Below are 25,716 nucleotides of genomic sequence, written 5' to 3'. Positions count from 1 at the left end.
TTTGCGCCCCACGTGTGGCCATTACGCTCGCACTGTGCCGTAGCTCTCCCCAGGCCGGCGTTCCGATCCATGGAACCCGCTCAGTTCGTCTACTGTGGACATATAAAGGCACAGCTTCGCGGCAGCCCCGCCCGATGCTGCGATGCGGATCGACGGGACTGCCGGAATCTGCCGGCGGCCGAACTCACCTGGCGGCGACGTATTCGGCGATCTCCGGGCGGTTCTTCGACACGCCCGCCCAATCGGCGGTCGCCCTGCTGACCTTCCCGTCCCGGAAGAACTCCAGGAAAACCTGGTTGAACATGTCCGGCTGGTCGGTCTGCCCCTGGTGCCCGCACTCGTCGGGGAAGAAGAACTGGACGTTCGGGAGGCGTTCTTCCTGCAGGTAGCCGAGATCCACCGGGAAGACCACGTCCTGCCTGCCGTAGAGATAGATCGCCGGGATCGGCAGCTTGTCGAGGCGCCCCTTGGTGGTGAAGCGCGCCACGTCGCTGCCGGTGGCCGGCTCGAATGTCTTGACGGTGAGCCTGGCGTACTCGTCGCGCTTGTTGTTGGCCGCGCGGGTCCGCATTTCCAGGAGATCATCGCTGATCGCCGCCGGCCGGTGGATGATCCTCTCCATCATGGTCTTCATCGACTCTTTCGTGCCGTCGAAGATCCGGATATCCGGCACCACATGGTTCAGCTTCTCGCGGAGTGCCTGTTCCTCTTCGTCCGGCAGAAGATCCCCGATTCGGCCGCCGATCAGTGCATAGCTGATCACTCGCTCCGGATGCGCCACCACATAGTTCACCGTGTTGAGACAGCCCATCGAATTGCCGGCGAGGTGGAAACGGTCGATCCCGAGCGCCGTGGTGAAGTCATGGCAGAAATCCACGTGCCCGGCGCGACCCGGCTCGTAGTAACCCTGCGGATCCTCGGTCAGGCCGAACGCGGGCTGGTCCGGGCAGTACACGCGGAAGCCGTTCTTCGCCAGGAAAGGCGCCATGAAGCGCCACCCGGCCGTGCCCGACGAGCCGATGATGCCGCCATGCAGCAGTACCACCGCCGGGCCGTCCTCACCTGCGGTCATGTAGTGGGCCTTGACGCCACCCGGCAGCCGGACCCACCGGCTCAGCAAGCCGTCGACCTTCAAGATCCCTTCATCGGTCAAAGCCACGGAAGCAGTCCCTTCAGGAGTCACACGGCAGACCATCCGCCACGTGACACAAGCTTGCGGCGCGTCCCGCCTCCGGCGGCACGTCAGTGTTCCGTCACGCGGGACATTCAACGGGAGCCGGCGACGCCGTCATCGAAGTGACGCTTGACACAGCTCGACCCCGATATCTACAGTCGCCAGCGTATGTAAATGACCATTTACATGAGCGTCGCAGGTGAGCGGAGCAGGAGATGGCCATGACAGCCACTTTGTCAGGCGGCGGCCCCGCGGTGAGCGAACCTCCGGACCGAGATCACGCGGATCGCCGATGGGGACCGAGTTCGGCAGCGAAAGTGCTGGCAATCCTGGATGTCTTCGCCGGACCTCGTGCCGTCCTCGGCGTCACGGAGCTGGCGCGCGCCATCGGGGTCCCGAAGTCGACGGCGCATCGTCTGCTGTCCGTGCTGATCGAAAGCGGTTACCTTCGCAAGGTCGGCGGGCGGTACACGCTGACGGAAAGAGTCTTCGAGCTGGGTAACCGAGTCGGCTCTGTGCGCTCGACCGGGTTCCGGCACCGCGCGATGCCCTATCTGGCCGGCCTTTTCGTGGGCACCCGCGAAACCGTTCACCTCGCGACGATGAGCGGAACCGATGTGCTGTATCTGGAGAAGCTGTTCGGCCACAGCAAAGCGCAATGCTCGACGGCCGTGGGCACCCGGCGGCCGGTTTACGCCACCGCGCTCGGTAAGGCCATGCTCGCATTTTCCAGCGACGCAGTGCTCAGCCGTGCCGTACAGGGGCCGTTCCACCGCTTCACCAACAGCACCGTGCGCGATGGGGACCGGCTGCAACGGCGACTCGAGGAAGTCCGGTCGACCGGACTGGCCACCGATCACGGGGAAATGCATCCCGCCGTGCACTGTGTTGCGGCACCCGTCGTCGATCCGTGGACCCACCAGGCCATTGCGGCGGTATCCATCTGTTCATTGACCACGCACAATGTCGAGGCGAAATACGGCCACCTGGTGCTGGAAACGGCGCGGGAGCTGTCTCAGGTCGCGCTCGGCGGGTCAGCACAGCTGCCATGAATTTCGGGCCTCACACGAACGGAGCCATATGCAGTACACGGTCCTGGACAGGTCGGGGCTGCGCGTGTCGCGACTGGGCTTGGGTACGGCCACCTTCGGGTTGGCGCCGGACGCCACCGTCGCTCGCCGCATGGTTGATGCCGCGCTCGATGCCGGCATCAACTACATCGACACCGCGAACAGCTACGGAAACCAGGCGCGCTTCGACCGGGCGGGACTCCCGGCGGCCGGCCAGCGCGAATCCGCGGAAGAGATCGTCGGTGCCGCACTGGGCAAGCGCCGGGACGAGATCGTGCTGGCGAGCAAGGTGGGCGAGCCGATCGGGGCCGGCCCCAACGACCGGGGACTGAGCCGCACCCACATAACGCGGATGCTGGAACGAAGCCTGCGCCGCCTTCGAACGGATTTTCTCGACGTTTACTACGCCCATCATCCGGACCCCGACACCGATACCGCGGAACTACTGAGCACATTCGACGATCTCATCCGGCAGGGCAAGATCCGTCATTACGCCCTGTCGACCTACGACGGCTGGCAGCTGACGGAAGCGCTGCTCGTCGCGGCGAACAACGGAATTCGCCGGCCGGTCTGCCACCAGACCCGGTACAGCCTGGCAAAGCGCTGGGTCGAGCAAGAAGTGCTTCCCGCGGCCCGGCATTTCGATGTGCCGACTGCGGTATTCAGCCCGCTGGCCGGTGGGCTGTTCGCGGCCGGCACCGCAGGCCGGCCTTATGCTGGCGACGCTCGTTGGGGAGGTGCGGCATTCAGCGAACAGGAACGGGATCTCGCGGGGAAGGTCGCCGAACTCGCGCACGGCTGGGGAATTCCGTCATCGAGTGCCGCGCTGGCATGGCTTCTCGCCAAGCCGGGAATCGCCACGGCGATCGTCGGTCCGGAGACGGTCGAAGAGCTGGCCCAGCTCGTCCCCGCGGTCGAGGTCTTGCTGGCCGGGCCGCAACTCGAAGAGCTCGACGGGCTGCTACCGCCCCAACCAATCCTGTGGTCCTGAGAAGGCTGGCCCGATGAGCACAACACCCCCTGCGCGCGGCGGGCCGGCGCGTGGCCGCAACGCCGAGGTGACCCGGTCGGAAATCGTCAAGGCTGCCGCCCGGCATTTCGCTGCACGAGGCTACGCCCACGTGACGTTGCAGGACATCGCCTCGGATGCCGACGTCACGGCAGCATTGATCAACCGGTATTTCGGTTCCAAGCGCGCACTGTTCGAGGTCGTCGCCGCGGCCGAATTCGGCTACGACAACACGGTGCCCGAGACCGCCCCGGAGCTGGCAAGAGGGTTGATTGCTTTCTGGTGCAACGTCCAGGCCCGCACCTCGGCGGTCGCACTGGTGCGATCCATCGATCTCGACAACGGGGCGCTGTTACAGACCGAACTCGAACACCGCATCATCTCTCCGTTGCGCGAGAGGCTGCGGGGCCGCGCCGATGCCGAAGTCATTGTGCGGCTGGTGACGTCACTGACGATGGGTGTTGGGCTGTTCGGCCTCGGCGCGCTGTTCGGGGGCCCGTTCGAGGAATTGCGTGAACCTCAACGCGCGGCGCTGGAACGCAGGCTCACGAAGGTGATCGAAGCGTGCCTCGCGGGCGAAGCCGATGCCTAGGTCATCGCCGATCAGGTCCGGCTGGTGAGGATCCCGCCGACGACCCGCCGCATGGCGGCGTTCAACGCCATCTCGTCCGTGCCGTGCCCGGCGACATGCCACTCCCCCGGCTCGTGCTCGTACGCCTCGACATCGGCAGGCGGCGGCTCGAACTCCCCCTCGTAGAATTCGATCAGCCGCCGCCTGCGCTCGCTCGCCAGGCGACCATCCCGGACGACGACCCGCCAGTCGTGGACCACGCGTGCGTCATCGGTGCCCCGGCGCAGCGGGCAGGACCGGATCACGGCGCCGGGGTCCTCGCCGGCGAACGCCTCCGCGGCCGCGCTGTTGTCGAAGACTTCCAGTCGATCCCGGACAATGACGAGGTACACCCGGTTCAGCATGAGAATGTCTCCTGTCTGCGCGCAGCAGTACTTCGATCCGAAGCTACGCGTCCAGGCCGGCCGGCGGCGGCCCTGAGTTCCGCCTGCCTGAACGGGCAGCGCTAGGTGGCGTGGTAGGGCCGCACACGCCATGAATCCACGTCGAGAAACCCGGCTGTGACGGTCCGCGATTCCCGCTCATCCGTGATCGCGTCGAACGCGCCCTTGACCGTCTCGGGCGACAGGTCGAGGAGCTCGACGCCGGGCGTCTCGGCCAGATATGTGCGGCTCACGTGCCTGCCACGCACCGCGAGGCACTCGCCGTTCACCGTCGTATCGGGATGGACGAGATAGGCCACCAGCGGTGCGACCAGCTCGGCGGGACGGTTCTCGCGAGCGTCGGTCAGGAGCGGCGAATCGTCGAGCTGTTGTGCCTCCATCAGCCGGGTGTGGGCCGCCGGGAGCAACACGTTGGCGGTTATCCCCCACGGCGCCCCCTCGACCGCGAGTGCACGGGTGAACGAGAAGACACCGCCCTTCGTGGCACCGTACGCGGTCATCAGAGCCGCGCCACTCATCGAACCGGAGCCCGTGTTGACGATGCGACCGAAGCCGCGCTGCTTCATGTGTGGCCACACGACCCGGCAGGTCCACATGGTGCCGAGCAGGTTCACGTCGATATGTCGCACGATGTCGCGCGACGTGATCTCGTCGAAGGCCGCCAGCGAAGCCGTACCGGCGTTGTTCACCAGGATGTCGGCGCTACCGAAGGCACGCAGCGCCGTCTCGATCAGTGCGTGCGCTCCTGCCTCCGTCGCGATCGAGTTGGTGTCCGCCACCGCGTCCCCGCCGGCGGCACGAATTTCGGCGGCCACCGCCTCAGCCGACGCCGCCTCGCGGAACGCTTGCGCCTCGGGGTCGACGCCGATGTCGTTCACCACGACCTTCGCGCCGCGGCGTGCCAGCAACATCGCGTGAGCCCGGCCCAGTCCCGGATTGCCGCCCGCGCCGGTGACGATCGCGGTCAGGCCGTCGAACCTGATCGTTGACATGTCGCTCCCGTGGCTCAGGCCGTCGCGGCTGGACGTGCGTGTCCCCACGAGGAGGCGGCCGTATAGTGCGAGACGACCCAGGCATCGTCGTCGTCGATGCGCCGGCCGTCGATGCCGTACTCGATGCACACACCCGATGGGGACTTGAAGAAGCAGCTCACCATGTGGTCGTTGGTGTGCCGGCCGATCGTCAAGTCGAGGGCGGCGCTACCGTTGTCCTGCGCGTAGCCGACCGTGTCGAGTGAGTCGACCTGGAACATGATGTGATGCAGCATCGGCGGGGCACCCGGAACAGCCACACTCGCCAAGGTGTGATGCCGTGGGTTGCAGTGCAGGAAATACGTCGCGTTGCCCGGCACCAGGCTCACGGTGTCGCTGAGCTTGAAGCCGAGCTGGTCGAGGTAGAAGTGCCGGAATTCGTCGATGTCGGTACAGGTCATGAACGCGTGCCCGATGCCCATGTCCCCGATGACGAACGAAGCTCCGGTCGGGGACACAAAGGGCGCGGTCGATTCCTCGTGACCGACGAAGAACTCGATCCGGTTACCCATGGGATCGGTGGTGCTCCGCATCGCGGCGACACGACGCACGGCACACACGTCCGGAGACTCCTCGACGAGGTCGATTCCGCGTTGGCGCAGCAGGTCGGCGAAGGCCGCCAAGTCCTGATGACTGCCGATTTCGTAACCGAAGTAGCGGACTTCGCCGTTCGCCCCCGGGTGCACCGCCAGCCGGTACGTACGGCTGTCCATCCGGAGATAAAGCGTGTCTTCCGCCTCGGACGCGTCCCCGATCTGCAGACCGAGCACGGTGGTGCCGAACTCACGCCAGGCGTCGATATCCTCGGCGCCGATACCGATGTACCCGAGGCCCTTGATATAACCCATCTGCGCGTCCTTTCGTCGGCTCCATCCTTGCGGGCGCCGACGCCGGGTTTCACGAAGACGTTCTGGTCCACGGAACGTCCAACGGTCAATACGCCTGGAGTTGTACCCGGCCATCAGGTTGGTGGTAATCGGCTGATCGGCGGTCGGCCTGCGAGTGCGCTGTGGCGGCGTTCAGTGTTGTACTGCTCAAGCCAGGGCACAAGCGCGACTGTTCGTTCGGTGTTGGTGGGGAATACTTGCCGGTAGGCTCACTCGGTGGCCACGGTTCGGTTGAGGCGTTCCACTTTGTCGTTCTGCCAGGGGCGATGGGGCCTGATGAACTTCTGCCGGATGCGGTGGGTGGCGCAAACCTCGCGCAACGAGCACCGGTGGGCCAGGCGTTGTCGGTCATCAATCGCTCGATCGAGGTGATGCCGCGGGCGGCGAAGTAGTCGATCGCGCGTGCAAGGAACGCGGCGCATGTCGGGCCCTTTCCGACCTTGGTGTTGCGGGCGCGCTGGATCGACCCGCCGGCACGGCCATGAGTTCGCTCGCCGGTGATCGGGTCGCACTCACGCAGATGCGGGATTCCGTGACGGCGCAGAATCCGTGGCACCGTCCGTGCTGCAACGCCGACCTTCGGGCCGATCGCCTTTGGCGGCGAAGCGGTCGATCCAGGTCCTCACGCACTTGCGCCGGGCACTACCGTGGGACACGAGAACCTCCGGTCGGAGGTTCTCGTTACTTCAAACAGACACGCTGCTACCAACATCCTGGCCGGGTACGCCTAGTCGAGCGGGACGGGTCCGGCGAGCGCGACTCGGGACAGGTCGCGTGCGATATCCACCACCGCGTGGCCGTACTTCGACTCCAGGTTGCGAGTGGCGAGCGAGCAGATCGACACCGCCGCGACAGCACGACGCGTCCGTGGATCCCGGATGGGCGCGGCGACGCAGCACATACCGGCTTGAACCTCACCGTGGTCTGTCGCGAGCCCACTGGTCCGGACCTCGGCCAGTTTTCGCAGCAGCGCGGCGGGGGCACGCACTGTCCTGCCGGTGAGTTGACGAAACGGCCCACGCAGGGTGCGCTCGACAACGGCGTCGCTGGAGTAGGCGAGGATTGCCTTGCCAAGGGCGGTTGCATAGGCGGGTCGCCGGGAGCCGACCGCTGTCGTGCATCGCGCCCCGCCGTGGCCGAAAACCTTTTCGAGGTAAAGCACCTCGGTTCCGGCCAGCGTCGCCAGATGGACCGTCTCCCGGGTGCTCGCATACAGGCCGGACATGAACGGCATGGCGTGGTGCCGGAGTCCGCTCGCACGCAGCGCCCCGGAGCCGACCCGGTTGCCCAGTTCGAAGACCCGTTCAGTGAGGGAGTACCGGCCCTCGACCTTACAGATGTAGCCGCTTCGGATCATGACGGCGAGCAGCCGGTGCACCGTGGATTTCGGCACTCCGATCGCCCGCGCGAGCTCGGTCACGCCGAGAATCGCGCGCGGGCCGGAGAAAGCGTCGAGGATCGCGAGAGCCTTGGCCGCCGAACTCGAACCACGATCGACGTCGGAAGTTGCGTCTTCCACCACGACCATCGGCGTGAACTCACTCTTCGACATCATGGACCATATATCCTATACTACATTGATGACGGAGTGGCGGGTATGAGCGGTCTGATGGGGAGCCTTGCCGAGGCCGTGGCGTGCACGGTGCGGGACGGCGATACGGTGGCGTTGGAGGGTTTCACCCACCTCATTCCGTACGCGGCGGGTCACGAGATCATCCGCCAGGAACGTCGTGATCTCACGCTCGTGCGGATGACGCCGGACATCCTCTACGACCAGATGATCGGCATGGGGATGGCCGCGAAACTCGTCTTCTCGTGGGGTGGAAACCCCGGCGTCGGATCGTTGCACCGTTTCCGTGACGCGGTACAGAACGGCTGGCCACGCCCCCTCGAACTCGAGGAGCACAGTCACGCCGGAATGGCGAATCGCTACGTCGCCGGCGCCGGCCGGCTTCCCTTCGCCGTGCTGCGGGGGTACGCGGGCACCGACCTCCCGGCGAACACGAAGAACATCGACACGATCCGCTGCCCGTTCACGGGCGAGGAACTGACCGCGGTCGCGGCGTTGCGCCCGGACGTGGCCTTCGTCCACGCTCAGCAGGCCGACCGCGACGGCAACGTGCAGTTCTGGGGCATCAGCGGTGTGCAGAAGGAAGCCGTACTCAGCGCGGACCGCGCCGTCGTCACCGTCGAGGAGGTGGTCGACCACCTCGAGCCACGCCCGGGAGCGGTGGTCCTGCCCGCCTGGGTCCTGACCGCTGTCGTAGCGGTACCGGGCGGAGCGGCGCCGAGCTACGCGCAGGGCTACTCGGCCCGGGACAACGGGTTCTACCAAGCCTGGGACGCGATCAGCCGCGACCGCGACCGCTTCACCGCCTGGATGCGGGAAAACGTGCTGGGCACCGTCCGGAAGGGATGAATGATGGAGTGGACGTCGGACGAAATCATGACCGTGGCCGCAGCGCGCCGCCTGGCGGACGGTGAGACGTGCCTGGTGGGCATCGGACTCCCGTCCACGGCGGCCAACCTGGCTCGCCGCACCCACGCCCCAGGTCTCGTCCTCGTCTATGAGTCCGGCACCATCGGCGCCAAGCCGGCCATCCTCCCTCTGTCCATTGGGGACGGTGAACTGGCCGCGACCGCCGACGCGCTGGTCTCGGTGCCGGAGACCTTCAACTATTGGCTGCAGGCCGGACGACTCGACGTCGGATTCCTCGGCGCGGCCCAGATCGACCGCCACGGAAACATCAACTCGACCGTCATCGGGTCCTACGCCCAGCCGGACGTGCGGCTCCCCGGCGCCGGTGGCGCACCGGAGATCGCCTCATCCTGTGGCCGCGTCATCGTGGTCGTACGGCAGTCGACCCGTACCTTCGTCGATCAGGTCGCCTTCCGGACGTCCCTCGGGCACCGCGTCGCCACGGTCATCACCGACCTCGGTGAGTTCGAGCGCCATCCCGGCGGTGAGCTCGTGCTGCATCGGGTGCATCCGGGAGTAACAGCCGACCGCGTACGAGCCGCAACCGGCTGGGAACTCACCATTGCGGATGACCTCGCGGAGACCCCGCACCCCACCGCCGGGGAACTCGGGGTCCTGCGTCATCTCGAAGCCACCAAGGGGCGCGCGGCACAGCCATAGCCGCCGTGTCCGATCACCCGTTGCCCGCCTCGAGCCCCGAGGCGATCGAGGCGAGAAAACGTGCCGCTGGTGCGCCGTCATGGAAACGATGGTCGAAGCACAGAGAAAGCGTCATCCGCGCCGCGACGCACATCCCGCTCGCACCGTCTGCCACGACCTCCTCACGCACGCGGCCGACCCCGAGGATCGCCAGCTGCGGCGGGTTGATGATCGGATCGAACACGTCGATGCCGAGCGTACCGAGGTTCGACACGGTGAACGTGCCGTCGGACAGGTCCTCCAGCGTGTGCTTCCTGGCCAGAACGCGAGCCGAGATTTCCTTGCGCCGGAAGCGCAACTCGCCCGGCGACAGCCGGTCGACCTCACGGATGACCGGCACCAGCAGACCGTGCGGCGTATCGGCGGCGACACCGATATTCACCTCACGCACCAGTGCGTGCTTACCGTCCTTGACGACGCCGTTGAAAGACGGGTGGTCGACGAGCGCTCGCGCCGTGGCCATCAGCAGGGTGTCGACGAGGTTGGGGGCGGCAGGGTCCGCCCGCGACGCGGTGACGACCGACGTGACGTCAACCGTCCGATGCAACGGCACTTGAACCGCGTCCCGGTGGCTCGCGCCCAGCCTGCCGGCGATCATGCGGCGTATCGACGTCGGTTCAAGGATTTCGGTCACGGTCAACGCCACAGCCGTTACTCCCGAGTGGTGATGGCGCCGAGGTCGTCTCCGATATCCACGGTTTCGCCCGGTTCCGCCACGATCTTCGTCAGGATTCCCGAAGCGGGCGCTTCGACCTCCACCTCGGCCTTCGCTGTCTCGATCAGCACCAGAGGTTCGCCCTCGGTGACCGGGTCGTTGACCTGTTTCAACCAGGACAGCACCGTTCCGTCGGTCATGTCACCGAAGGACGGCAATTTGATGGGAATGGTCATCGGGATGTCACCTCACTACGAGTTCCAGCGCGTCAGACGCCTCGACGAGGGTCTGGACTTCACGCACTATCCGGGCCGGCGTGGGAAACACCACCGACTCCAACGGACGGGAGTGCGGGATGTGCACGTCCGGCGTGCATACCCGTCTTATCGGAGCCCGCAGGTACCGGTAACCGCGGTCAGCGACAAGCGCGGCGATGTGCGAGGCAGCGCTGTTGGTGTCGTTGGCGACGTCGGCGATCACGAGCCTGCCGGTCTTCTCGACCGACGCGAGAATGGTGTCGATATCGAGCGGAACCAGGCTCAGCGGATCGATCACCTCGGCCGAGATGCCCACTTCGGCAAGCTTCTTCGCGGCGCGGGTGGTCTCGTCACGGCAGACCACCGAGACGAGTGTGACGTCTGTCCCCTCGCGGACGATCTCCGCCTGCCCGATAGGGATGACGAAATCCGGGTCGTCGGGGACTTCCTCCTTTCGCGCGGACAACATCGCCCGGTCGTACACGATGACCGGTGCGTCGTCCCGGATCGCCGCCTTCCACAGACCGCGGGCGTTGCGCGGCGTGGTGGGTGTGACGATCTTGAGCCCCGGCACGTTCATCAGCATGGGATACGTCCGGTCCGTGTGGTGCGCACCGCCGGCGAGCGCGGTGTTCATACCGATGTGAACCGTCAACGGGGACGCCGCCTGGCCGCCGAACAGGTACCGGACCCGCGACGCCTGATTCACGATCTGATCGAACGCGTAGGTCGCGAAGTTCGCGACACAGAGATTCACGATCGGGCGGTAACCGAGCGCGGCCACTCCGACTGCGACGCCGACCATGGCGTTCTCCGAGATGGGCGGATCGAAGACCCGGTGGGCGCCGAATTCGTCGATCAGGGAAGCACCGCCGAAGCCCATGAGGCCGCTACGCATGTCCTCGCCCCACGTGATCACCTTCGGGTCGCGGCGCATCTCCTCCGCGACGGCCTCCATGCGGGCCTCGATGAACGTGACCTTGTGTGTCGAGCCGTCCGTTCGTTCCATCAGATGAGCTCCACTCGCTTGTCGGCCTGCACCGGCTCAGGCCAGGTGTCGGTCCAGATCTCCTCGACGTCGGGCCAGTCGGAATCCGCGGCGAACTGCCACGCGTCGCGTACCTGCGCGATCTCTTCCTGCTCGATTCGGTCGAGTTCGGACTCACTCGCGTGTTCCTGGCCGACGATGGTCGCCGCCAGCACAATGATCGGATCGCGCTGTTGCCAGGCCTCGATCTCGGCAGACTCCCGGTATCCGCGCAGAATCCCTTCGCGCTTCTTGACTCCCGTCGGCATGACCAGGCGGGTGCTGTGCTCCTTGTACCGGTAGGTCATCGCCTCGATCAGTGAAGGTCCCTCGCCGGCTCGCGCCCTCGCGATGGCCTCCTCGCAGACATGATGAAGTTGGAGCGCGTTCATCCCGTCGACGGTGCGCCCCGGGATGTCGTAAGCCACGGCACGCTTGCTCAGCACGTCGACCGAGGTGGTGTCGCCGTACCACATGGTCACCGCGTACTGGTTGTTCTCGCAGAGGAAGATCACCGGCAGCTTCCACGTCGCCGCCCAGTTGAGCGTCTCGTGGAACGTGCCCTCGTTCACCACGCCGTCACCGAAATAGCAGACGACGACGCCGTCCGTGCCGTCGAGTTTCTGCGCGAGTGCGGCGCCCGTGGCAATGCCCATCGCCCCACCGAGAAGGGCCGACGCACCCAGCGCACCGACGGAGAAGTCGGCTACGTGCATCGATCCGCCCTTGCCCTTGCACACTCCGGTACGCCGGCCCCAGATCTCCGCGGCGAGCGTCTTCAACGGTGCGCCCTTGGCGATCTGATGACCGTGCGACCGGTGCGTCCCGGTCACATAGTCGGTGCCGCGCAACGACACCAGAGGCCCGACACAGGCGGCCTCCTGGCCGATCGACGCATGGTATGGACCACTGAAATCGCCCCGGCGCAGATAGACCTCACCTTCGTCCTCGAAGTGCCTGATCCGCACCATCAGTCGGTACATCTCCAGTAACAGATCCTTGTCCCACTCGCGTTCCCGCCAGCTGACAGACCAGCTCATTGCGCCTCGCTTTGCCGAATGATGTCGTGGAATCGTGTGCCGTCAGCTGGACGGCGCCACGGGTAGGGTGAGAAAGACGTCACGCCGGTGGCGGCGTTCCACTATCCGCCACGCGCCGTCGAACCGCACCCAGACGTCGGAGAAGCGGCCCGAGGAGATGTTGTGCCGGTCGTCGGCCGTGTGGACGTACCCGAAAACGTAGGACCTGCTAGTGGCGCGCTCACCGTCGACTTCGACGACCGCATTCATGACGTAGTGCACCATCGCCTTGTTCGAGCGTTGCCTGGCCCCGACCCATTCCATGAAATCCTTCGCGGTGCCCTCGAACGTTCCCTCGTAGTTCACCACGGCGTCCGGGTGCCAGACCTCGGCCGCCAGCGACGGATCCGCCTGGTCCGCGGCCTCGCAGTATTTGTGCAGCACCTCGGTGATCGCCTGTTTCGCTTCGAGCACATACGACGGATCCGCCGCCGCCTCTTTCCCGCCCGCCATGGTGATCAGCCGAGTTCCGGGAGCAGCAGCTCACCGTTGCCGACGAAGAACTTGCGCACGACGTCGTCGCCGAGCGGAGCAACCTGGTCGTAGAAACCCTGGAGCTGACTCTTGCCGCCTTCGATATGCGGGTAGTCGCTTCCGTAGGCGTAGCAGTCCGCGACCTCCGTGAATCGCTCGAAATAGGAGGTGAGGTCCTCGAAGTAGAAGGGGCACGCCCGCACATTGCGATTGAGGTACTCCGAAGGTTTCATCGACAGGTACGCCGACACCCGTTTCCGGAAAACGCGCGTGGCCCAGAGGTCGAGCGTCTCCGCCAGCGGCCCCACCCAATACGCGCCGAACTCGATCGCCCCGAAACGCAGGGACGGGAATCGCTCGAACACACCGCCCAGCACCATCGCCGAAATGAAGTTGGTGGCCGCCTGGTGCACCGTACTCACGCTCAGCGGGTTGTACCCGACCTCGGTGCTTTCGACCTTGCCCGGGGCGAATTCAGGCGCTTTGGTCCAGACATCGGACGCCCGATAGCCGGCCTGACCGCCCAGGTGGCTGACGACCGGGATGTTGTTCTCCGAAGCCAGCTGCCAGAACGGGTTGAGGTCGTGATTTGCCGGCGACGTGCCACCCGGGCCGACACCGACCGGCAGGTGGAAGACCTTGATGCCGCTCTCCAGCATTGTTTCCGCGCGCCGGATGAGTTCGGCCGGGCTCTCGGCGTGCAAGAACCCGGCGAAGCGAAGCCGGTCGCCGTGCTTCGCCGTCTCCTTCGCGACCCAGGCGTTGTATTCGTCCACCGCGCCTTGCAGTGTCGATGCGTATTCGTCGTAGGGCAGGTGCGCCATGAAAGCCTGACGCAGCTCGCCGCCGAGGAGGCAGCCGAACGCCGTCATCGCCGCGGACGGGAACACCAGCTGGCGCGCGGTGGCCATCAGATCCATGACCTCGACCCGGCGATCGAAATCGAACGCACTGGGCGCCGAGGGCCCGCGCTCGTTCCACACGGTCTCGTCGTCGATCGGCAGCTCGTCCTGGAGCCCGGGCCGATCGAAGTTGTTCGGACTGTCCCCGAAACGGCCCAGACTCGGCGCGAGCATTTCGGCGAATCGTCCGAAGTGGGGACCCCAGGTACTTCCCCACCGGTCGAGCGGCGCCATTTCGTGACTGTCGATGTCCATGGCCCGGACGTCGTCAAGGCTGACCGTCATCGCTACCCGCTTTCCTAGTTCCTACATAATATATGAAATACGACAGCTGAACCAGCCCGTGAAACCCGTTCGGCGAGACTCATGCTGGGTGCAAGGCACGGCACCGGACAGCGGCGCGTTCGGCGATGTGGAACATGTCAGCCGGCCTCGATGACCCCGAGCACCGTGCCGATCGGATATTCGGTTCCCGGCACGGCCGATCCTCGCCGGAGCACACCGGATGCCGGGGCCAGGACGTCGGTCTCGACTTTGTCCGTCTCGACCGTGTACAACGGCTGCTCGTCTTCCACCGTCGCGCCGTCGTCGACCAACCAGGCGACGAATGTCGCTTGCACCGCATCCATGCTCAGTTTGGGGACGCGGACCTCCACCTCGGACGTCATCGAGAGATCTCCATCGTTGCCCGGACCGCCTCGACGATCCGGTCCGGTGTCGGGCTGGTCCGTGCTTCCAATGCCTTCGCGGCATTCGGCCGGAAGGCGCCCCCGACTCGCGCGACCGGCGCCGCGAGTTGCCCGAAGAGCTGGTCCGCGATCTGGGCCGCGACCTCGGCACCGGGTCCCGCGAACCGCGTCGCATGGTGCACGACCACCGCCCGCCGGGTCCGGGCCACCGACCCCAGCACGGTCCGCATGTCCAGCGGCACCAGCGTGCGCAAGTCGAGTACCTCGACGTCGATGCCGGCTTCCCGCAGGATGTCGGCGGCCGCGAGCGACTCGTGCACCCCGCGGCCGTAGGTCACGATCGTCGCGTCCGTCCCCGGCCGCTTGACGTCCGCCTTGCCGAGGGGCACGCGGTGCTCTCCGGGCGGCACCTCGCCGCGAACCCCGTAAAGGATCCGGGATTCGACGAAGAGACAAGGATCAGGATCGGCGATCGCGGTACGCAGCAGGCCCTTCGCGTCGGCCGGAGTACTCGGCACGATCACCTTCAGTCCGGGCACCCCCATGAACCAGCCCTCGAGCGACTGGGTGTGTGTCGCGCCCGCCCCGCTGCCGCCCATGGTCATGGTGCGAATCGTCAGCGGGCAGGTGGTTCGCCCGGCCGACATGAAGCGCGCCTTCGCCGCCGCGTTCACGATCTGATCCATCGCGATGGCGATGAAATCCATGATCATGATTTCTGCGATCGGTCGCTGGCCCTCCAACGCCGCACCCACGGCGGCACCGAGGATCGCCGCCTCCGAGATGGGCGTATCCAGCACCCGGTCCGCGCCATGTTTCGCCGACAATCCGAGCGTCACCCCGGAAATCCCGCCACCCGGGTCCGCGACGTCCTCCCCGAGGAGAAATACCCGCGGGTCTTCGGTGAGGGCCTCGTCCAGCGCCTCGTGAATCGCCGCCTTCATGGTCAGCGCCCGAGCCGGCGCTGTCGTCGTCACGACGGAATCCCTTCCATGTCCGCATAAACATCCCGGTCGACTTCCGCGGGCCCGGGCGGCGGCGACTCCAGTACCGCGGCCAGCGCAGTCGCCACCTGCGACGCACTACTCGTGTCGATCGCCGCCAGTTCACTCTCGTTCAGCACACCGCGCTCCAGCAGGCTGCGCCGGTACGCCGGCACCGGATCGGCCGCGTGAGCGGCCGCGAGCTGCGCTTCGGGCATGTAGTGGTGTGCATCGCCGGTCGAATGTCCGGCCAGCCGGAAGGTCATGCATTCGACCAGGCTGGGGCCACCACCCGCGCGCCCGACCTTGGCCGCGGTCGCAATGGCTTCGTACACCGCCTCGGGGTCGTTCCCGTCGACGCGGACACCCGGCATGCCGTACCCAGCGGCACGCTCGGCGACCGTCTCCACCCGCATGCTCTCGTGGACGGGCGTCATCTCGGCCCACAGATTGTTCTCGCACACGAACACCACCGGAAGTCGCCAGACCGCGGCGAGGTTGAGCCCCTCGTGAAACGACCCCGTGTTCGCGGCTCCGTCGCCGAAACACACCGCGGTGACCCGGCTGCTGCCCTGCCGGCGAGCGGCGAGGGCAACGCCGACGGCCACCGGTACTCCGCTGCCGACGATGCCCGTGCTGTGCATCAGCCCAGCCTCCGGGCACGTCACATGCATCGAACCGCTCTTGCCACGCGCCGCGCCGGCGCTGCGGCCGAGGATCTCGCCGATCACTTCGGCGAGTGGGACGCCCTTCGCAATTTGGACGTGCAGACCGCGATAGGTGGCGACGAGGCGGTCGTCGGAGCGTAGCGCCGTGCCGAGGCCCGCGGCGACGGCCTCGTGACCGCGCGGCGAGTGCAGGTGCACACCGAACTCGCCGTTCCTGATTCCCTTGCGCAGCCGTTCATCGACTCCCGCGGCGAGCGTCATGAGACCGTAGAGGCGACGCCCGAGGTCAGGGCTCACTCGAGAAGCCGGCGTAGCGGTAGTGGTCATGATCGGTTTTCCTGTCTGTCGGTCACTCGCGTCAACAGGCGGTCCAGCCACCGTCGACAGGGATGGCGGCGCCGTTGATGAACGACGCTTCGTCGCCGGCAAGGAACACCGCCAGCGGTGCGACCTCGTCCGGGCGGCCGACGCGCGGAGCCGACGCGTAGATCCCGCGAAACGCGCGAGGGTATTCATCCAGCGGCCGGTTCGGTCTGGCCTCGCCGACCGGGCCGGGACACAGCGCATTGCACCGGATCCCTCGTTCGCCGTAGGTGGCGGCGACGTGTCGGGTCAGCCCGATGAGCCCGTGCTTCGCCGCCGTATACGCGGCGCCCGCACGCCCGGCGGCGAGCCCGCAGATCGAGGCGGTGTTGACGATGACGCCGCCGCCCCGTTCGAGCAGGTGTGGCAGCACGCGACGAGTCGTGAGGAAGGGCGCGGTGAGGTCGATCTCGACCATCGCGCGCCAGTCGTCTTCGGTAGTCTCCTCGACGGTCGCGATGCTGCCGCGTCCGGCGTGATTCATGAGTATGTCCAGACTCGCGAACGTCTCGAGGGTGAACTCCACCATCGCGTCGACGTCGCCGCCGCGCGTGACATCCGCCGCGAACGGAGCCGCCTTGCCGCCCTGGCTCCGGATCGCCTCGGCAGTGTCTTTTGCCCGCGCGGCGTCGATGTCGACCGCGACTACCGCGGCCCCGGCAGCGGCAAGGGCACTCGCGATGGCACGTCCCATGCCACGACCCGGCACCGAGCCCGCGCCGGTCACCAGGGCTACCCGTCCCGTCAGATCTGTTGCCACCGGCCCACCTCTCTCATATATGATGTTGAGAATATGATATTGCTTCCATGATGTCTACTCGGGGAAGGTGTGGCTGTGAGCGAGGTGCGGAAGCGGCTCGACATCGTCGATGCCCAGGTTCATCTTTTCCACGGACTGACACCCGAAGCGTGCCTGTCGGCCATGGACGCACTCGGGATCCGGTCGGTACTCGTCGACGAAGCGTGGACGAACACGCCGCCCGTCCAGCCGTACCAGGTGCTCGACAACAACATCCTGCGGCCCTTGGCCGACGGCGGCCGAATGGCATCGATGCGATATCCCGAGCGCTTCAAATACCTCATGCGGGCGAACCACCTCGACCCCGATGTCGAAACCGTCGTCCGGCTCGCGGCCGGCGACCCGCATTGCCTTGCGCTTCGGGCCTGGGTCGAACCGGAATGGGCGGAGGACTTCGCCGGTGGGGGGTACCGAAGGCTATTCGCGGCGGCCACTGAATTCGGGATGCCGACTTTCGTCTTCACGGCCGGCCACAACGACCGGTTCGCGCAGTACCTCACCGAGTTCACCGAGGGCATCTTCATCCTCGACCACCTCGGCTTCGCGCGCACCGCACCGGCTTGGGAGGAGGTCCTGCGCCTTTCCGAACACCCGAATGTCTCGCTGAAGTGGTGTCACGAGCACTCCGCATTCGCAGCGGGCGAACACCCTTTTCCCGTGCTCCAGGCAGAGCTGCGACGCGCGCTCGACGTGTACGGCGCCGAACGAGTCATGTGGGCCAGCGACGCGACAACCCTGGCTCGCCACGGCCTCACCTGGGCAGACACCTTGATCTACCTGCGCGACACCGGCCTGCTGACCCGGGAAGAACGCGCCTGGGTCCTCGGTCGATCGGTGCGGAGCACGCTTCGCTGGCCATCACCACCGGCAATTTCCTGCTGACCATTCAATCGCAACGGAGGACCGTAATGCCCGTTGAGCAGATCACCATTCCGACGCGCGACGGCGCGTGCCCGGCTTCGGTTTACTCGCCCGACGCCGATCACGGACCTTGGCCGGCAGCTATTGTCTACATGGACGGATTCGGTATTCGTCCGGTCCTGCACTCGATGGCCCGCCGGCTCGCGGATGCGGGACTCGTCGTCCTGCTCCCGGATTTGTACTACCGGCTCGGCGGGTATGACGAAATCGATCCTCGTCAGGTGTTCGCCACCGGCGAAGTCCGGGCCACGCTGGCGCCACTGATGAAGTCGACCGACAATGCCCGGGCGGCGCAGGACACCGAAGCCTTCCTCGCTTATCTGGACAGCCGCGAGGACACCACGCCCAAAGTCGGAGTAGCCGGGTATTGCATGGGCGGCGGAATGGCGCTCACCGCCGCGGGTACCTACCCGGACCGGGTTTCGGCGGCGGCGAGCTTCCACGGCGGATCCCTCGCCGGCGACTCCGAGCTCAGCCCGCACCTGCTCGCGCCGCAGATGCGTGCCCGGGTCCATATCGGAGCGGCCGACTCGGACAGCTCCTACCCGCCGGAGATGGCCGCTCGGCTGGTCAAGGCACTCATGGAAGCGGGTGTCGACCACCGTCACGAGCTGTATCGGGGCACGTCGCACGGCTGGACGATCGCGGATCTGCCCGTGCACGATGCCGCCGCAGCGGAGCGGCACTGGACGGCTCTGCTCGACCTTTTCCGGACCAGCTTGCGTTAGAGAGCGTTTCCGCCAGGTGCTAGTTCTCCCCGAACCCCGCGTCGACGGGCAGCTGGACGCCCGTCACGTAGCGGGACTCTTCGGACGCGAGCCACAGCACCGCGTTCGAGATGTCGATCGGCTCCAGCCACGGAATCCCGAGCGGATGATTCCGGCGGAAGGCCTCGGCGAACTGCTCGCGCGTCGGATCGTCCTCGCCGGGAAGGAAAAGCCGGTAAAGCTCCTCGAAATGAATCATGGGAGTGTCCACACCGGACGGATGGACGGTGTTGACCCGGATCCTATGTGGACTGAGTTCGCGCACCAGACTTTGCATCAGCCCCACCAGCCCTCGCTTGGCGGCTGCGTACTGCGAAAAGTGCGGGAAGCCGTGGAATCCCGCCGAGGAACTCGTGATGACTATCGATCCGCCGGTCCCTTGCTCGATCATGAACGGCACGGTCGCCTTGACCGTGCGCCAGACGCCGGTCAGGTTCACATCGATCGTCTGCTGCCATTCGTCGTCGGACATCTCCCAGGTCAGTCTCGGCCGGGTGAAAATGCCCGCCCCAGCGCACACCACATCGAGCCGGCCGAACTCGTCGAGCCCCGCCGAGAGTGCCGACGCCAGCTGCGCCGAGTCCCGCACGTCGGCAGGCCGGGTGACAATGCGACCGCCCGCCGCGGTCACCAAGCGTTCCGTTTCGGCCAGGTCGTCCGAGGACGACAACGCGTATGGCGCTGTTTCGACATCCGCGCAGATATCGACCGCGATGATGCCGGCCCCCTCGGCGGCGAGGCGGACCGCATGCGAGCGCCCCTGCCCACGACCCGCACCCGTAATGAAAGCGATCTTGCCGTCCAGCCGTCCCATCCTGCTCCTTCCGTCGGGTTCACATCGCGGCGCGTCAGGTCAGCGCCGCCTTCCCCACTTGCGCATCAACCGGTTCTCGGCGGCGGCCACAGCACCGTTCAGCAGGTAGCCGAAGACGCCGATCACCAGCAGCAGGGCCCAGACCGTCGCCGGTTTGAAGGACTGCTGCCCGAGCATGAGTTCGCGGCCGATGCCTTCACCGGTGCCGAGAATGTCGACCAGCAGGGTCACGATCAGCGCGATCGACACTGCCACCCGCACCCCCAGCATGATCCCTGGCGCGAGCGAGGGCAGCAGCACCTTGAAAACGCGCTCGGACCAACGGAGTCCCAGGGAGCGGGCCATCTCCATCCGGACCGGTGGCACATTCCGCCGCTCGCTCGCGGTATTGAGCAGGATCGGCCACAGCGACGCGAGGACCACGACCGTCACGGCCATCGAGGTGTTCGTGCCGAGCAGCAGCGCAAGCACGGGCACCATGGCCGGCGGTGGAAGAGTCCGGAAGAAGTCCATGACCGGAGTGAGCGGCCGCTCGAGTCGTCGAGAGGACCCGATGAGCATTCCCAACGCGGTTCCGAGCACTGTCGCGACCGCGAGCGCCAGCAGGAACGTCACGAGCGTCGTTCGCACGGCGGGGATCAACGACCCCTCGGCGGATAACTCCGCCAGCGCGCCCGGCCACGTACTGGGTGGCGGGAAGGCACGCGAGTCCGCCGGCACGAAAAATTGCCAGCACCCGAGCAGAACGGCGAGCGGCAGAAGTCCGAACACGAAGGCCCCACGCACCCGGGACTGTCGCCGCGGCACGGCGGTGGTCATGCCGCACTCGTTCCGGAAGACGATGGCACGCGGCCCCCTGGCATTCGCCGGGCCGCCCACATCAGCCCGGCGTTGAGCAGGTAGCCGAGAATCCCGGCCGTGACGGCGTAGGCCCAGGTGACTCCGGGCTGCAGCGCCTGTTGCCCCTGCACCAGACCCCAGCCCAAGCCGGCGGGATTGATGAGCATCTCGGCCACGATCGCCACCACCAGCGCGCTCACGATCGCGAGCCGGGCGCCGACGAGAATGGCCGGCATCGCCGCCGGAAGCACGATCTTCCGCACGGTTTGCTCCCTGGTGAGCCCGAAGGTCCGCGCCACGTCGAGCAGCCGGGGATGCGTGGCGCGGACACCCCCGGTGGTGTTCACGACGATCTGCCAGGCGGCGGCATAGGTCGCGGCGATGATCTCCGCCTCTGCCGTGGGCCCCCACACGAGCAGAATGGCCGGAATCATGGCCGTGACCGGAAGGGTCCGGAAGAAGTCCACCGATGCCATCGAAAAGGTATGGACCAGTGGCAGCATGCCGAGTGCCAGGCCCGCGGCGACGCCGATCACGATGGCGATCGCCGAAGCGACAAGTGTGACCAGGAGGGTGTGTCCTACGCTGTCGAGCAACTCACCGGACCGCGCGAGTTGCCACAGTGCGCCGCCGACGTCGCCTGCCGAAGGCAGGAAAGAATAATCGAGGATTCTGAGTGCGACGAGCAGTTGCCACATCACGATCGCCACGACCACGACGGCGACTCCCACCGGATTGGCCGCCCCGGGAAGCGAGTGCGTTCTCGTCATGCGGTCTCCTCCCTGAGCGCCTCGGCGAGCGCGTGCCGCACGCTCAGGTACCGGGGATGCTCGCGGGTTTCCAGTTGGGTACGGGGGCGCGGCAGGTCGACGGGTTCCTGGACGATCAGCGAGCCAGGTGAGCCGGCGATCACGAACACGCGGTCGCTGAGGTATATCGCCTCGTCGATGTCATGGGTGATGAAGATCGTTGTCGCACCGGTCTGCGCCTGAATCCGAAGCAGCACGTCCTGCAATGTCGCCTTGGTGATCGCGTCGAGCGCGCCGAACGGTTCGTCCATCAGCAGAACCCGTGGCTCCACGGCGAGAGCACGAGCGATTTGCACCCGCTGCTGCATACCGCCCGACAACTGCCACGGATGGTCACTGCTCCGGCCCTCGAGACCCACCAGCCGGAGCACATCGGCAACGCGCTGCTCACGCTCCGCGCGGCCGAGCCCGCGTTCGATCCCGAGACTGACGTTGCGCGCCACCGAGCGCCACGGCAGCAGGGCGTTCCCGTAGTCCTGGAACACCGTGACGACGGTCCCCGGCAGATTGTCCGCGCGGCCGTGAAGCTCGACCAGCCCGCTGGACGCACGCACCATGCCACCCAGCACGCGAAGCAGCGTCGTCTTGCCCGTCCCGGACCGGCCCACGATTCCCACGATCTCACCGGCGCCCACGGTGAAGTTGACATCGCGGAGGATCTGCCGCGGCCCGTCGGCGGACATGAGCTCGACACTCATGTTCTCGACGCGGTACGCAAGGCTGCTGTGCGACGGCGGCACACCGGCCACGCGGCGGGCGTCCACTACCTCGGATCCGGTCTCGGAAGCCACTACTTCTCCTGGTGGATCAATGTGCCGAGGTCGGGCGTCTTCCGCAACGATCCGATCGTCTCGCCGATCGTGACGAAGGGCTGGAAGTCCGCCGCGCTCGTCGTGGCCACGAAGTTCGGCAACGGCGCATTCGCGGCAACGGCCGCGGGCAGTTTCGCGTGCTGCTGGAGGATGGCCCGCGCTTCCTTCTCGTTCGCGGCGATGAAGTCCGCGCCTTGTTGCAGCGATTTTCGCCAGGCCGTGGCAACCTCGGGATGTTTGTCCACATAGGACGGTGTCGCTATGAAGGCGCCGAGCAACGCACTGTCGTCCTTGTTGCCGGTGGCGAGTTTGACGGCCTGGATCACGACATCGTCGAGGACACGGATCCCGCGCGACTCGACGCCGGTGAAGTAGGGAATTGCCGACACCGCCGCATCGATTCGCCCGGCCGTGATCTGGTCCGCCATCGCGTCCGGGGGAACCTGTACCAGTTTGACGTCCTTACCCGTTTGTTGACGGACCACATAGCGCACGGCGTCCGCACTGATCCCGGTCAGGGTGGGAACGCCCACAGTCTTTCCAGCCAGATCCGCTGCGCTCTTGATCGTCGCGTCCTTGGTGAGAACCGGATTGTTGACGTGTGCCGCGTCGGTCCGGTTCAGCCCGCTGATAACGGTCAGCGCTACTCCGCGACCGGACGCCTGGAGAATTCCGGGCGGCAGCCCCATCACGACGTCGAATTGCGCACCGAGCGCGCCGAGATACGCGGCCAGGTCGAGTCCTTCGGTCAACGTGACGTCGAGGCCGTTGGCCTTGAAGTATCCCTTCTCCGCGGCGATGACCACCGGCAGCGACCCGAACCCGGGCCCGTAGGCGACCCGGATCTTGAGCGGGCCGGAGTTCCCGTCGTCCGCCGTACTGTCCGAACCGCATGCGGTGATCGTGAGCGACAGTGCCACAACCGCTCCCGCGACAGCAGCCAGGAGACGCGCGCGGCCGGTGCTGGTCGCCCTGTTGGGCCCGTTGACTCGCACGGTCATCCCGTTCCCTTCTCGCATGTCATATCGTCAATGTCGCATATCATATATGCTGTGACAGCAGGCGACAAGCCGTCGCCCAGTCGTCAGCACTGTCCACATGCGACTGCGCGCGTCGCTGATCAGCCTGCCTCGGCGGCCGGTACGAGAAGAGACGGGGCGCCAGGCACCCCGGGATGGTTCAGCGTTTCTTTCGCGCCGGTGTGGTCTTGCCCGCCGGCGAGTCGTCGTCCTCCGCCCAGAACCCGATGCCTTCCAGGTACTCGACGAGGATCTTGCTGACATGTGAGACATGGGCGCTCATCGCGTCGCGCGCCTTCTCGGCGTCTCCTGCCCGCATCGCGTCCAGGACACCGTGGTGGTCGTCGACGGACACATGCTTCTTGCCACCCCGGCGGGCGGGCTTGGGGTTCTCCGGATAGAACAGGCTCCGCGGCACGAACTTGACCCCGATGTTGAACAACCAGGCGAGTTTGGTGGACCCCGACCGGTTGACGATCGCATCGTGGAACTGGTTGTTGGCCGCACTGGCGGCGACGAAGTCCTGACGGCCGAGGCTCGCCTCGATCTCGGCCTGCAACCGCTCGAGGTCGGCGAGGAACGCCGGCGTTACGTGCTTCGCCGCCCGTGCCGCGAGCTCGCCACCGATCAGCGCGTGATTCGCGAAAAGATCCTCGATGTCTTCCCGCGTGAGCGGGGCGACGGTGTAGCTCCGGTTCTGCTCGGCGATCAAGAATCCCTCGCTCTCGAGGCGCATCAGCGCCTCCCGCACCGGCGTCGCGCTGACGCCGATGTCACGGGCGAGAGAGTCGATGTTGACGGCGTCCCCTGGCCGGCTTTCCCCGGTCATGATGAGGTCCCGAACATACGAGGCGACCTCGTCACTCAGCCGCGGCCGCTGAGCGAACTGCGGGCGTGTACGCACCCTGTCAGGCATTTCGATCTCCACTTTCGACTGCCTCAACCTTACCGGGCGTTACCCGCCGGGCCGAGGTCGACACGGCGCCCGAGGAACATCTTGTCACGCTTATCCATGTCCCATATCCTATGTGCCACACGATCTTCCGTATCAGGCGACCACCAGGAGCGGAACGTGAGCCACGAGATGACGGTCCGCAACGGAACAGTGGTGACCGGCGGCGGGCCGATCCGCGCCGACATCGGCATCGACGGTGGTCGGATCGCCGCGGTCGCGGCCAGGCTGACACCGGGCACCACCGACATCGACGCGTCCGGCCTCGTTGTCGTCCCCGGTGCGATCGATCCGCACACGCATTTCGCCATCTATTCGGCCCGTTCCCGGACGCGGAGTGTCGACGACTACGAGGCAGGGACCCGCGCCGCGTTACTCGGCGGGGTCACGACCGTTCTCAACTGTGCGTTCCAGCGCCCGGGTGAGGACCTCGACACGGCCATCGGCCGGGAGCTCGAACTGGCGCGCATGGCGCACATCGACTACGGCTTCCACGTTGCCGTGACCGACCTGGACGTTCCCGATTCACTCGGGCAGATTCGCCGGCTCCGTTCCCGCGGTCAGGCGAGCATCAAGGTGTTCACCAGCCTCGCGCCGTACCTCCTCCCGAAAAGGGACCTGTTGCGGGTGCTCGAGGTAGCGGCCGAGACCGGGTTGATCGTCAATGTGCACGTGGAGGACGACGCGTTGTGCACGCACCTGACCAGCCGTTCCCTGGAGTCGGGCCGTAGTTCCGTCGCCCATTACGCGTCAGCCCGCCCCGCGGTGGCGGAAGCACTGGCCGTCGAGGAGATCGGCGTCTACGCGCGGGCCGCCGGTGCTTCGGTCTACTTCATCTACCTGTCGTCGGAAGCGGGCGTACGTGCCGCGCTCCGGGCTCGGCGCGCGGGCACTCGCGCCTTCATCGAGACCCGCCCCCTGTATCTGTTCCTTGACGACACCAGATACTCGTTGCCGGTCACCGAGGCGCAGCGTTACGTGTGTCTCCCCCCATTGCGGACCCCCGCCGATCAAGAGGCGCTCTGGCATGGCCTCCGGAGTGGGGACATCGACACTTACGCGACCGACCATGTGGCATGGACGGCCGCGCAGAAAGGACGCGAAGAGCTCCCGTTCCCCGAGGTCCCCGCGGGCGTGTCGAACGTCCAGACGAGCGTTGGGATGCTCTTCGCCGAGGGCGTGCGGAAGGGCCGCATCTCGCTGTCACGCTTCGTCGAGCTCACCGCGACCAACCCCGCCAGGATTTTCGGGCTGTGGCCGCGGAAGGGAACGATCGCCGTCGGATCCGACGCGGACATCGTGCTCATCGACCCGGCACGCCGCTTCACCGTGCGGTCGGACGTCCTGGCGTCGCGTGCCGACTTCGATCTCTTCGAAGGGCAGGAGTTCGTCGGCTGGCCGGTCGTCACCGTCTCCGGAGGTGAGGTCGTCGCCTCCGACGGCCAGCTGCTGAGCAGCCCCGGGCGAGGCCGGTTCCTCCAGGCGACTCAGCAAGGCGCAGCGGTCTAGACCGCTGCCCGCCA

The 25,716-nt window shown here is 66.5% G+C and carries 29 protein-coding genes and 1 pseudogene; 8 read left to right on the top strand and 22 right to left on the bottom strand.

What is annotated here, in order from left to right; all coding sequences use genetic code 11:
- Nucleotides 1-184: 184 nt before the first annotated feature.
- Nucleotides 185-1,159, bottom strand: coding sequence for an alpha/beta fold hydrolase (locus tag GKO32_RS17075; protein ID WP_312868013.1), 975 nt, complete (start codon nucleotides 1,157-1,159; stop codon nucleotides 185-187).
- A 236-nt stretch (nucleotides 1,160-1,395) separates the two neighbouring features.
- Between GKO32_RS17075 and GKO32_RS17070 the strand changes: the two genes are divergently transcribed.
- The 3 genes from GKO32_RS17070 to GKO32_RS17060 are packed head-to-tail and all read left to right on the top strand — an operon-like array spanning nucleotide 1,396 to nucleotide 3,845.
- Nucleotides 1,396-2,226 (top strand): IclR family transcriptional regulator, encoded by an 831-nt coding sequence (locus GKO32_RS17070; protein ID WP_166459615.1) that lies wholly within the window; start codon nucleotides 1,396-1,398, stop codon nucleotides 2,224-2,226.
- Nucleotides 2,227-2,254: 28 nt separating this feature from the next.
- Complete coding sequence (locus GKO32_RS17065; protein WP_154757868.1) at nucleotides 2,255-3,235, top strand: aldo/keto reductase; 981 nt, start codon at nucleotides 2,255-2,257, stop codon at nucleotides 3,233-3,235.
- A 13-nt stretch (nucleotides 3,236-3,248) separates the two neighbouring features.
- Nucleotides 3,249-3,845, top strand: a complete 597-nt coding sequence (locus GKO32_RS17060) for a TetR/AcrR family transcriptional regulator (RefSeq protein ID WP_154757867.1) — start codon at nucleotides 3,249-3,251, stop codon at nucleotides 3,843-3,845.
- An 11-nt stretch (nucleotides 3,846-3,856) separates the two neighbouring features.
- Here GKO32_RS17060 and GKO32_RS17055 read toward each other — a convergent pair whose 3' ends face one another.
- The 5 genes and pseudogenes from GKO32_RS17055 to GKO32_RS17030 form a co-directional block, all read right to left on the bottom strand.
- Nucleotides 3,857-4,228 (bottom strand): hypothetical protein, encoded by a 372-nt coding sequence (locus tag GKO32_RS17055; protein WP_154757866.1) that lies wholly within the window; start codon nucleotides 4,226-4,228, stop codon nucleotides 3,857-3,859.
- Nucleotides 4,229-4,329: 101 nt separating this feature from the next.
- Nucleotides 4,330-5,259: an SDR family NAD(P)-dependent oxidoreductase gene (locus tag GKO32_RS17050; RefSeq protein WP_154757865.1), complete on the bottom strand. Its 930-nt coding sequence runs from the start codon at nucleotides 5,257-5,259 to the stop codon at nucleotides 4,330-4,332.
- A gap of 14 nt (nucleotides 5,260-5,273) precedes the next feature.
- A complete protein-coding gene (locus GKO32_RS17045; RefSeq protein ID WP_166459614.1) occupies nucleotides 5,274-6,146 on the bottom strand; it encodes a VOC family protein in 873 nt (290 codons plus the stop codon).
- Nucleotides 6,147-6,259: 113 nt separating this feature from the next.
- Nucleotides 6,260-6,783: pseudogene (locus GKO32_RS39140) on the bottom strand (integrase core domain-containing protein); the annotation flags it as partial.
- Nucleotides 6,784-6,912: 129 nt separating this feature from the next.
- Nucleotides 6,913-7,740: an IclR family transcriptional regulator gene (locus GKO32_RS17030; RefSeq protein ID WP_154757862.1), complete on the bottom strand. Its 828-nt coding sequence runs from the start codon at nucleotides 7,738-7,740 to the stop codon at nucleotides 6,913-6,915.
- Nucleotides 7,741-7,782: 42 nt separating this feature from the next.
- Here GKO32_RS17030 and GKO32_RS17025 point away from each other — a divergent pair, with 42 nt between their 5' ends.
- Entirely contained in the window at nucleotides 7,783-8,604 is an 822-nt protein-coding gene (locus GKO32_RS17025; protein ID WP_154757861.1) for a CoA transferase subunit A, read from the top strand.
- On the top strand, nucleotides 8,605-9,324 hold the full coding sequence (locus GKO32_RS17020) for a CoA-transferase subunit beta (RefSeq protein ID WP_154757860.1): 720 nt from the start codon (nucleotides 8,605-8,607) through the stop codon (nucleotides 9,322-9,324).
- A gap of 13 nt (nucleotides 9,325-9,337) precedes the next feature.
- Here GKO32_RS17020 and GKO32_RS17015 read toward each other — a convergent pair whose 3' ends face one another.
- The 10 genes from GKO32_RS17015 to GKO32_RS16970 all read right to left on the bottom strand — a co-directional run bounded on the left by GKO32_RS17015 (nucleotide 9,338) and on the right by GKO32_RS16970 (nucleotide 17,220).
- The gene (locus tag GKO32_RS17015; protein ID WP_154757859.1) at nucleotides 9,338-10,009 is read right to left on the bottom strand and encodes a 2-oxo acid dehydrogenase subunit E2; all 672 of its coding nucleotides are present in this window, start codon (nucleotides 10,007-10,009) and stop codon (nucleotides 9,338-9,340) included.
- Nucleotides 10,010-10,014: 5 nt separating this feature from the next.
- Nucleotides 10,015-10,254 (bottom strand): biotin/lipoyl-containing protein, encoded by a 240-nt coding sequence (locus tag GKO32_RS17010; protein ID WP_154757858.1) that lies wholly within the window; start codon nucleotides 10,252-10,254, stop codon nucleotides 10,015-10,017.
- Nucleotides 10,255-10,261: 7 nt separating this feature from the next.
- Complete coding sequence (locus GKO32_RS17005) at nucleotides 10,262-11,284, bottom strand: alpha-ketoacid dehydrogenase subunit beta (RefSeq protein ID WP_154757857.1); 1,023 nt, start codon at nucleotides 11,282-11,284, stop codon at nucleotides 10,262-10,264.
- Nucleotides 11,284-12,342, bottom strand: a complete 1,059-nt coding sequence (locus GKO32_RS17000) for a thiamine pyrophosphate-dependent dehydrogenase E1 component subunit alpha (RefSeq protein ID WP_154757856.1) — start codon at nucleotides 12,340-12,342, stop codon at nucleotides 11,284-11,286. Before GKO32_RS17000 ends, GKO32_RS17005 begins: the two co-directional genes overlap by 1 nt.
- A gap of 42 nt (nucleotides 12,343-12,384) precedes the next feature.
- Nucleotides 12,385-12,834, bottom strand: a complete 450-nt coding sequence (locus tag GKO32_RS16995) for a nuclear transport factor 2 family protein (RefSeq protein WP_154757855.1) — start codon at nucleotides 12,832-12,834, stop codon at nucleotides 12,385-12,387.
- Nucleotides 12,835-12,839: 5 nt separating this feature from the next.
- Complete coding sequence (locus GKO32_RS16990) at nucleotides 12,840-14,042, bottom strand: amidohydrolase family protein (protein WP_154757854.1); 1,203 nt, start codon at nucleotides 14,040-14,042, stop codon at nucleotides 12,840-12,842.
- Between the two features lie 137 nt (nucleotides 14,043-14,179).
- Nucleotides 14,180-14,425 (bottom strand): lipoyl domain-containing protein, encoded by a 246-nt coding sequence (locus GKO32_RS16985; protein WP_154757853.1) that lies wholly within the window; start codon nucleotides 14,423-14,425, stop codon nucleotides 14,180-14,182.
- A complete protein-coding gene (locus GKO32_RS16980) occupies nucleotides 14,422-15,423 on the bottom strand; it encodes an alpha-ketoacid dehydrogenase subunit beta (RefSeq protein ID WP_208024440.1) in 1,002 nt (333 codons plus the stop codon). Before GKO32_RS16980 ends, GKO32_RS16985 begins: the two co-directional genes overlap by 4 nt.
- A complete protein-coding gene (locus tag GKO32_RS16975; RefSeq protein WP_154757852.1) occupies nucleotides 15,420-16,424 on the bottom strand; it encodes a thiamine pyrophosphate-dependent dehydrogenase E1 component subunit alpha in 1,005 nt (334 codons plus the stop codon). The genes GKO32_RS16980 and GKO32_RS16975 overlap by 4 nt, the downstream gene beginning before the upstream one ends.
- 31 nt (nucleotides 16,425-16,455) lie before the next feature.
- On the bottom strand, nucleotides 16,456-17,220 hold the full coding sequence (locus GKO32_RS16970; protein ID WP_208024439.1) for an SDR family NAD(P)-dependent oxidoreductase: 765 nt from the start codon (nucleotides 17,218-17,220) through the stop codon (nucleotides 16,456-16,458).
- A gap of 75 nt (nucleotides 17,221-17,295) precedes the next feature.
- Here GKO32_RS16970 and GKO32_RS39135 point away from each other — a divergent pair, with 75 nt between their 5' ends.
- Both GKO32_RS39135 and GKO32_RS16960 read left to right on the top strand, forming a co-directional pair.
- Nucleotides 17,296-18,141 carry an amidohydrolase family protein gene (locus tag GKO32_RS39135; RefSeq protein ID WP_154757851.1) on the top strand — a complete coding sequence of 282 codons (846 nt, stop codon included), beginning with the start codon at nucleotides 17,296-17,298 and terminating at the stop codon, nucleotides 18,139-18,141.
- 26 nt (nucleotides 18,142-18,167) lie between these two features.
- Nucleotides 18,168-18,908 (top strand): dienelactone hydrolase family protein, encoded by a 741-nt coding sequence (locus tag GKO32_RS16960; protein WP_154757850.1) that lies wholly within the window; start codon nucleotides 18,168-18,170, stop codon nucleotides 18,906-18,908.
- Nucleotides 18,909-18,927: 19 nt separating this feature from the next.
- Here the strand turns inward: GKO32_RS16960 and GKO32_RS16955 are convergent, their stop codons facing one another.
- The 6 genes from GKO32_RS16955 to GKO32_RS16930 form a co-directional block, all read right to left on the bottom strand.
- Entirely contained in the window at nucleotides 18,928-19,761 is an 834-nt protein-coding gene (locus GKO32_RS16955; RefSeq protein ID WP_154757849.1) for a mycofactocin-coupled SDR family oxidoreductase, read from the bottom strand.
- A gap of 39 nt (nucleotides 19,762-19,800) precedes the next feature.
- Nucleotides 19,801-20,580, bottom strand: a complete 780-nt coding sequence (locus tag GKO32_RS16950; RefSeq protein WP_154757848.1) for an ABC transporter permease — start codon at nucleotides 20,578-20,580, stop codon at nucleotides 19,801-19,803.
- Nucleotides 20,577-21,371, bottom strand: a complete 795-nt coding sequence (locus GKO32_RS16945; RefSeq protein ID WP_154757847.1) for an ABC transporter permease — start codon at nucleotides 21,369-21,371, stop codon at nucleotides 20,577-20,579. Before GKO32_RS16945 ends, GKO32_RS16950 begins: the two co-directional genes overlap by 4 nt.
- On the bottom strand, nucleotides 21,368-22,201 hold the full coding sequence (locus GKO32_RS16940) for an ABC transporter ATP-binding protein (RefSeq protein WP_312868012.1): 834 nt from the start codon (nucleotides 22,199-22,201) through the stop codon (nucleotides 21,368-21,370). The genes GKO32_RS16945 and GKO32_RS16940 overlap by 4 nt, the downstream gene beginning before the upstream one ends.
- On the bottom strand, nucleotides 22,201-23,223 hold the full coding sequence (locus GKO32_RS16935) for an ABC transporter substrate-binding protein (RefSeq protein WP_166459612.1): 1,023 nt from the start codon (nucleotides 23,221-23,223) through the stop codon (nucleotides 22,201-22,203). The genes GKO32_RS16940 and GKO32_RS16935 overlap by 1 nt, the downstream gene beginning before the upstream one ends.
- A gap of 178 nt (nucleotides 23,224-23,401) precedes the next feature.
- Complete coding sequence (locus GKO32_RS16930) at nucleotides 23,402-24,157, bottom strand: GntR family transcriptional regulator (RefSeq protein WP_154757845.1); 756 nt, start codon at nucleotides 24,155-24,157, stop codon at nucleotides 23,402-23,404.
- Nucleotides 24,158-24,313: 156 nt separating this feature from the next.
- Between GKO32_RS16930 and GKO32_RS16925 the strand changes: the two genes are divergently transcribed.
- Nucleotides 24,314-25,702 (top strand): amidohydrolase family protein, encoded by a 1,389-nt coding sequence (locus GKO32_RS16925; RefSeq protein WP_166459611.1) that lies wholly within the window; start codon nucleotides 24,314-24,316, stop codon nucleotides 25,700-25,702.
- Nucleotides 25,703-25,716: the final 14 nt, after the last annotated feature.

The sequence above is a fragment of the Amycolatopsis pithecellobii genome (assembly GCF_009707865.1).
GTDB lineage: Bacteria > Actinomycetota > Actinomycetes > Mycobacteriales > Pseudonocardiaceae > Amycolatopsis_E > Amycolatopsis_E pithecellobii.
The sequence above is the reverse complement of the archived record's forward strand: the minus strand, read 5'-3'. Positions and strand labels throughout refer to the sequence as shown.

Excerpts from the sequence above, each read along its gene's own strand:
- GKO32_RS17010 (WP_154757858.1), bottom strand. The coding sequence starts at position 10,254 with ATGACCATTCCCATCAAATTGCCGTCCTTCGGTGACATGACCGACGGA.
- GKO32_RS17050 (WP_154757865.1), bottom strand. The coding sequence starts at position 5,259 with ATGTCAACGATCAGGTTCGACGGCCTGACCGCGATCGTCACCGGCGCG.
- GKO32_RS17045 (WP_166459614.1), bottom strand. The coding sequence starts at position 6,146 with ATGGGTTATATCAAGGGCCTCGGGTACATCGGTATCGGCGCCGAGGAT.
- GKO32_RS17005 (WP_154757857.1), bottom strand. The coding sequence starts at position 11,284 with ATGGAACGAACGGACGGCTCGACACACAAGGTCACGTTCATCGAGGCC.
- GKO32_RS17000 (WP_154757856.1), bottom strand. The coding sequence starts at position 12,342 with ATGAGCTGGTCTGTCAGCTGGCGGGAACGCGAGTGGGACAAGGATCTG.
- GKO32_RS17070 (WP_166459615.1), top strand. The coding sequence starts at position 1,396 with ATGACAGCCACTTTGTCAGGCGGCGGCCCCGCGGTGAGCGAACCTCCG.
- GKO32_RS16945 (WP_154757847.1), bottom strand. The coding sequence starts at position 21,371 with ATGACGAGAACGCACTCGCTTCCCGGGGCGGCCAATCCGGTGGGAGTC.
- GKO32_RS17055 (WP_154757866.1), bottom strand. The coding sequence starts at position 4,228 with ATGCTGAACCGGGTGTACCTCGTCATTGTCCGGGATCGACTGGAAGTC.
- GKO32_RS16975 (WP_154757852.1), bottom strand. The coding sequence starts at position 16,424 with ATGACCACTACCGCTACGCCGGCTTCTCGAGTGAGCCCTGACCTCGGG.
- GKO32_RS16990 (WP_154757854.1), bottom strand. The coding sequence starts at position 14,042 with ATGACGGTCAGCCTTGACGACGTCCGGGCCATGGACATCGACAGTCAC.
- GKO32_RS16995 (WP_154757855.1), bottom strand. The coding sequence starts at position 12,834 with ATGGCGGGCGGGAAAGAGGCGGCGGCGGATCCGTCGTATGTGCTCGAA.
- GKO32_RS16930 (WP_154757845.1), bottom strand. The coding sequence starts at position 24,157 with ATGCCTGACAGGGTGCGTACACGCCCGCAGTTCGCTCAGCGGCCGCGG.
- GKO32_RS17060 (WP_154757867.1), top strand. The coding sequence starts at position 3,249 with ATGAGCACAACACCCCCTGCGCGCGGCGGGCCGGCGCGTGGCCGCAAC.
- GKO32_RS17025 (WP_154757861.1), top strand. The coding sequence starts at position 7,783 with ATGAGCGGTCTGATGGGGAGCCTTGCCGAGGCCGTGGCGTGCACGGTG.
- GKO32_RS17065 (WP_154757868.1), top strand. The coding sequence starts at position 2,255 with ATGCAGTACACGGTCCTGGACAGGTCGGGGCTGCGCGTGTCGCGACTG.
- GKO32_RS17020 (WP_154757860.1), top strand. The coding sequence starts at position 8,605 with ATGATGGAGTGGACGTCGGACGAAATCATGACCGTGGCCGCAGCGCGC.
- GKO32_RS16985 (WP_154757853.1), bottom strand. The coding sequence starts at position 14,425 with ATGACGTCCGAGGTGGAGGTCCGCGTCCCCAAACTGAGCATGGATGCG.
- GKO32_RS17030 (WP_154757862.1), bottom strand. The coding sequence starts at position 7,740 with ATGATGTCGAAGAGTGAGTTCACGCCGATGGTCGTGGTGGAAGACGCA.
- GKO32_RS16935 (WP_166459612.1), bottom strand. The coding sequence starts at position 23,223 with ATGACCGTGCGAGTCAACGGGCCCAACAGGGCGACCAGCACCGGCCGC.
- GKO32_RS16950 (WP_154757848.1), bottom strand. The coding sequence starts at position 20,580 with ATGACCACCGCCGTGCCGCGGCGACAGTCCCGGGTGCGTGGGGCCTTC.
- GKO32_RS16955 (WP_154757849.1), bottom strand. The coding sequence starts at position 19,761 with ATGGGACGGCTGGACGGCAAGATCGCTTTCATTACGGGTGCGGGTCGT.
- GKO32_RS16960 (WP_154757850.1), top strand. The coding sequence starts at position 18,168 with ATGCCCGTTGAGCAGATCACCATTCCGACGCGCGACGGCGCGTGCCCG.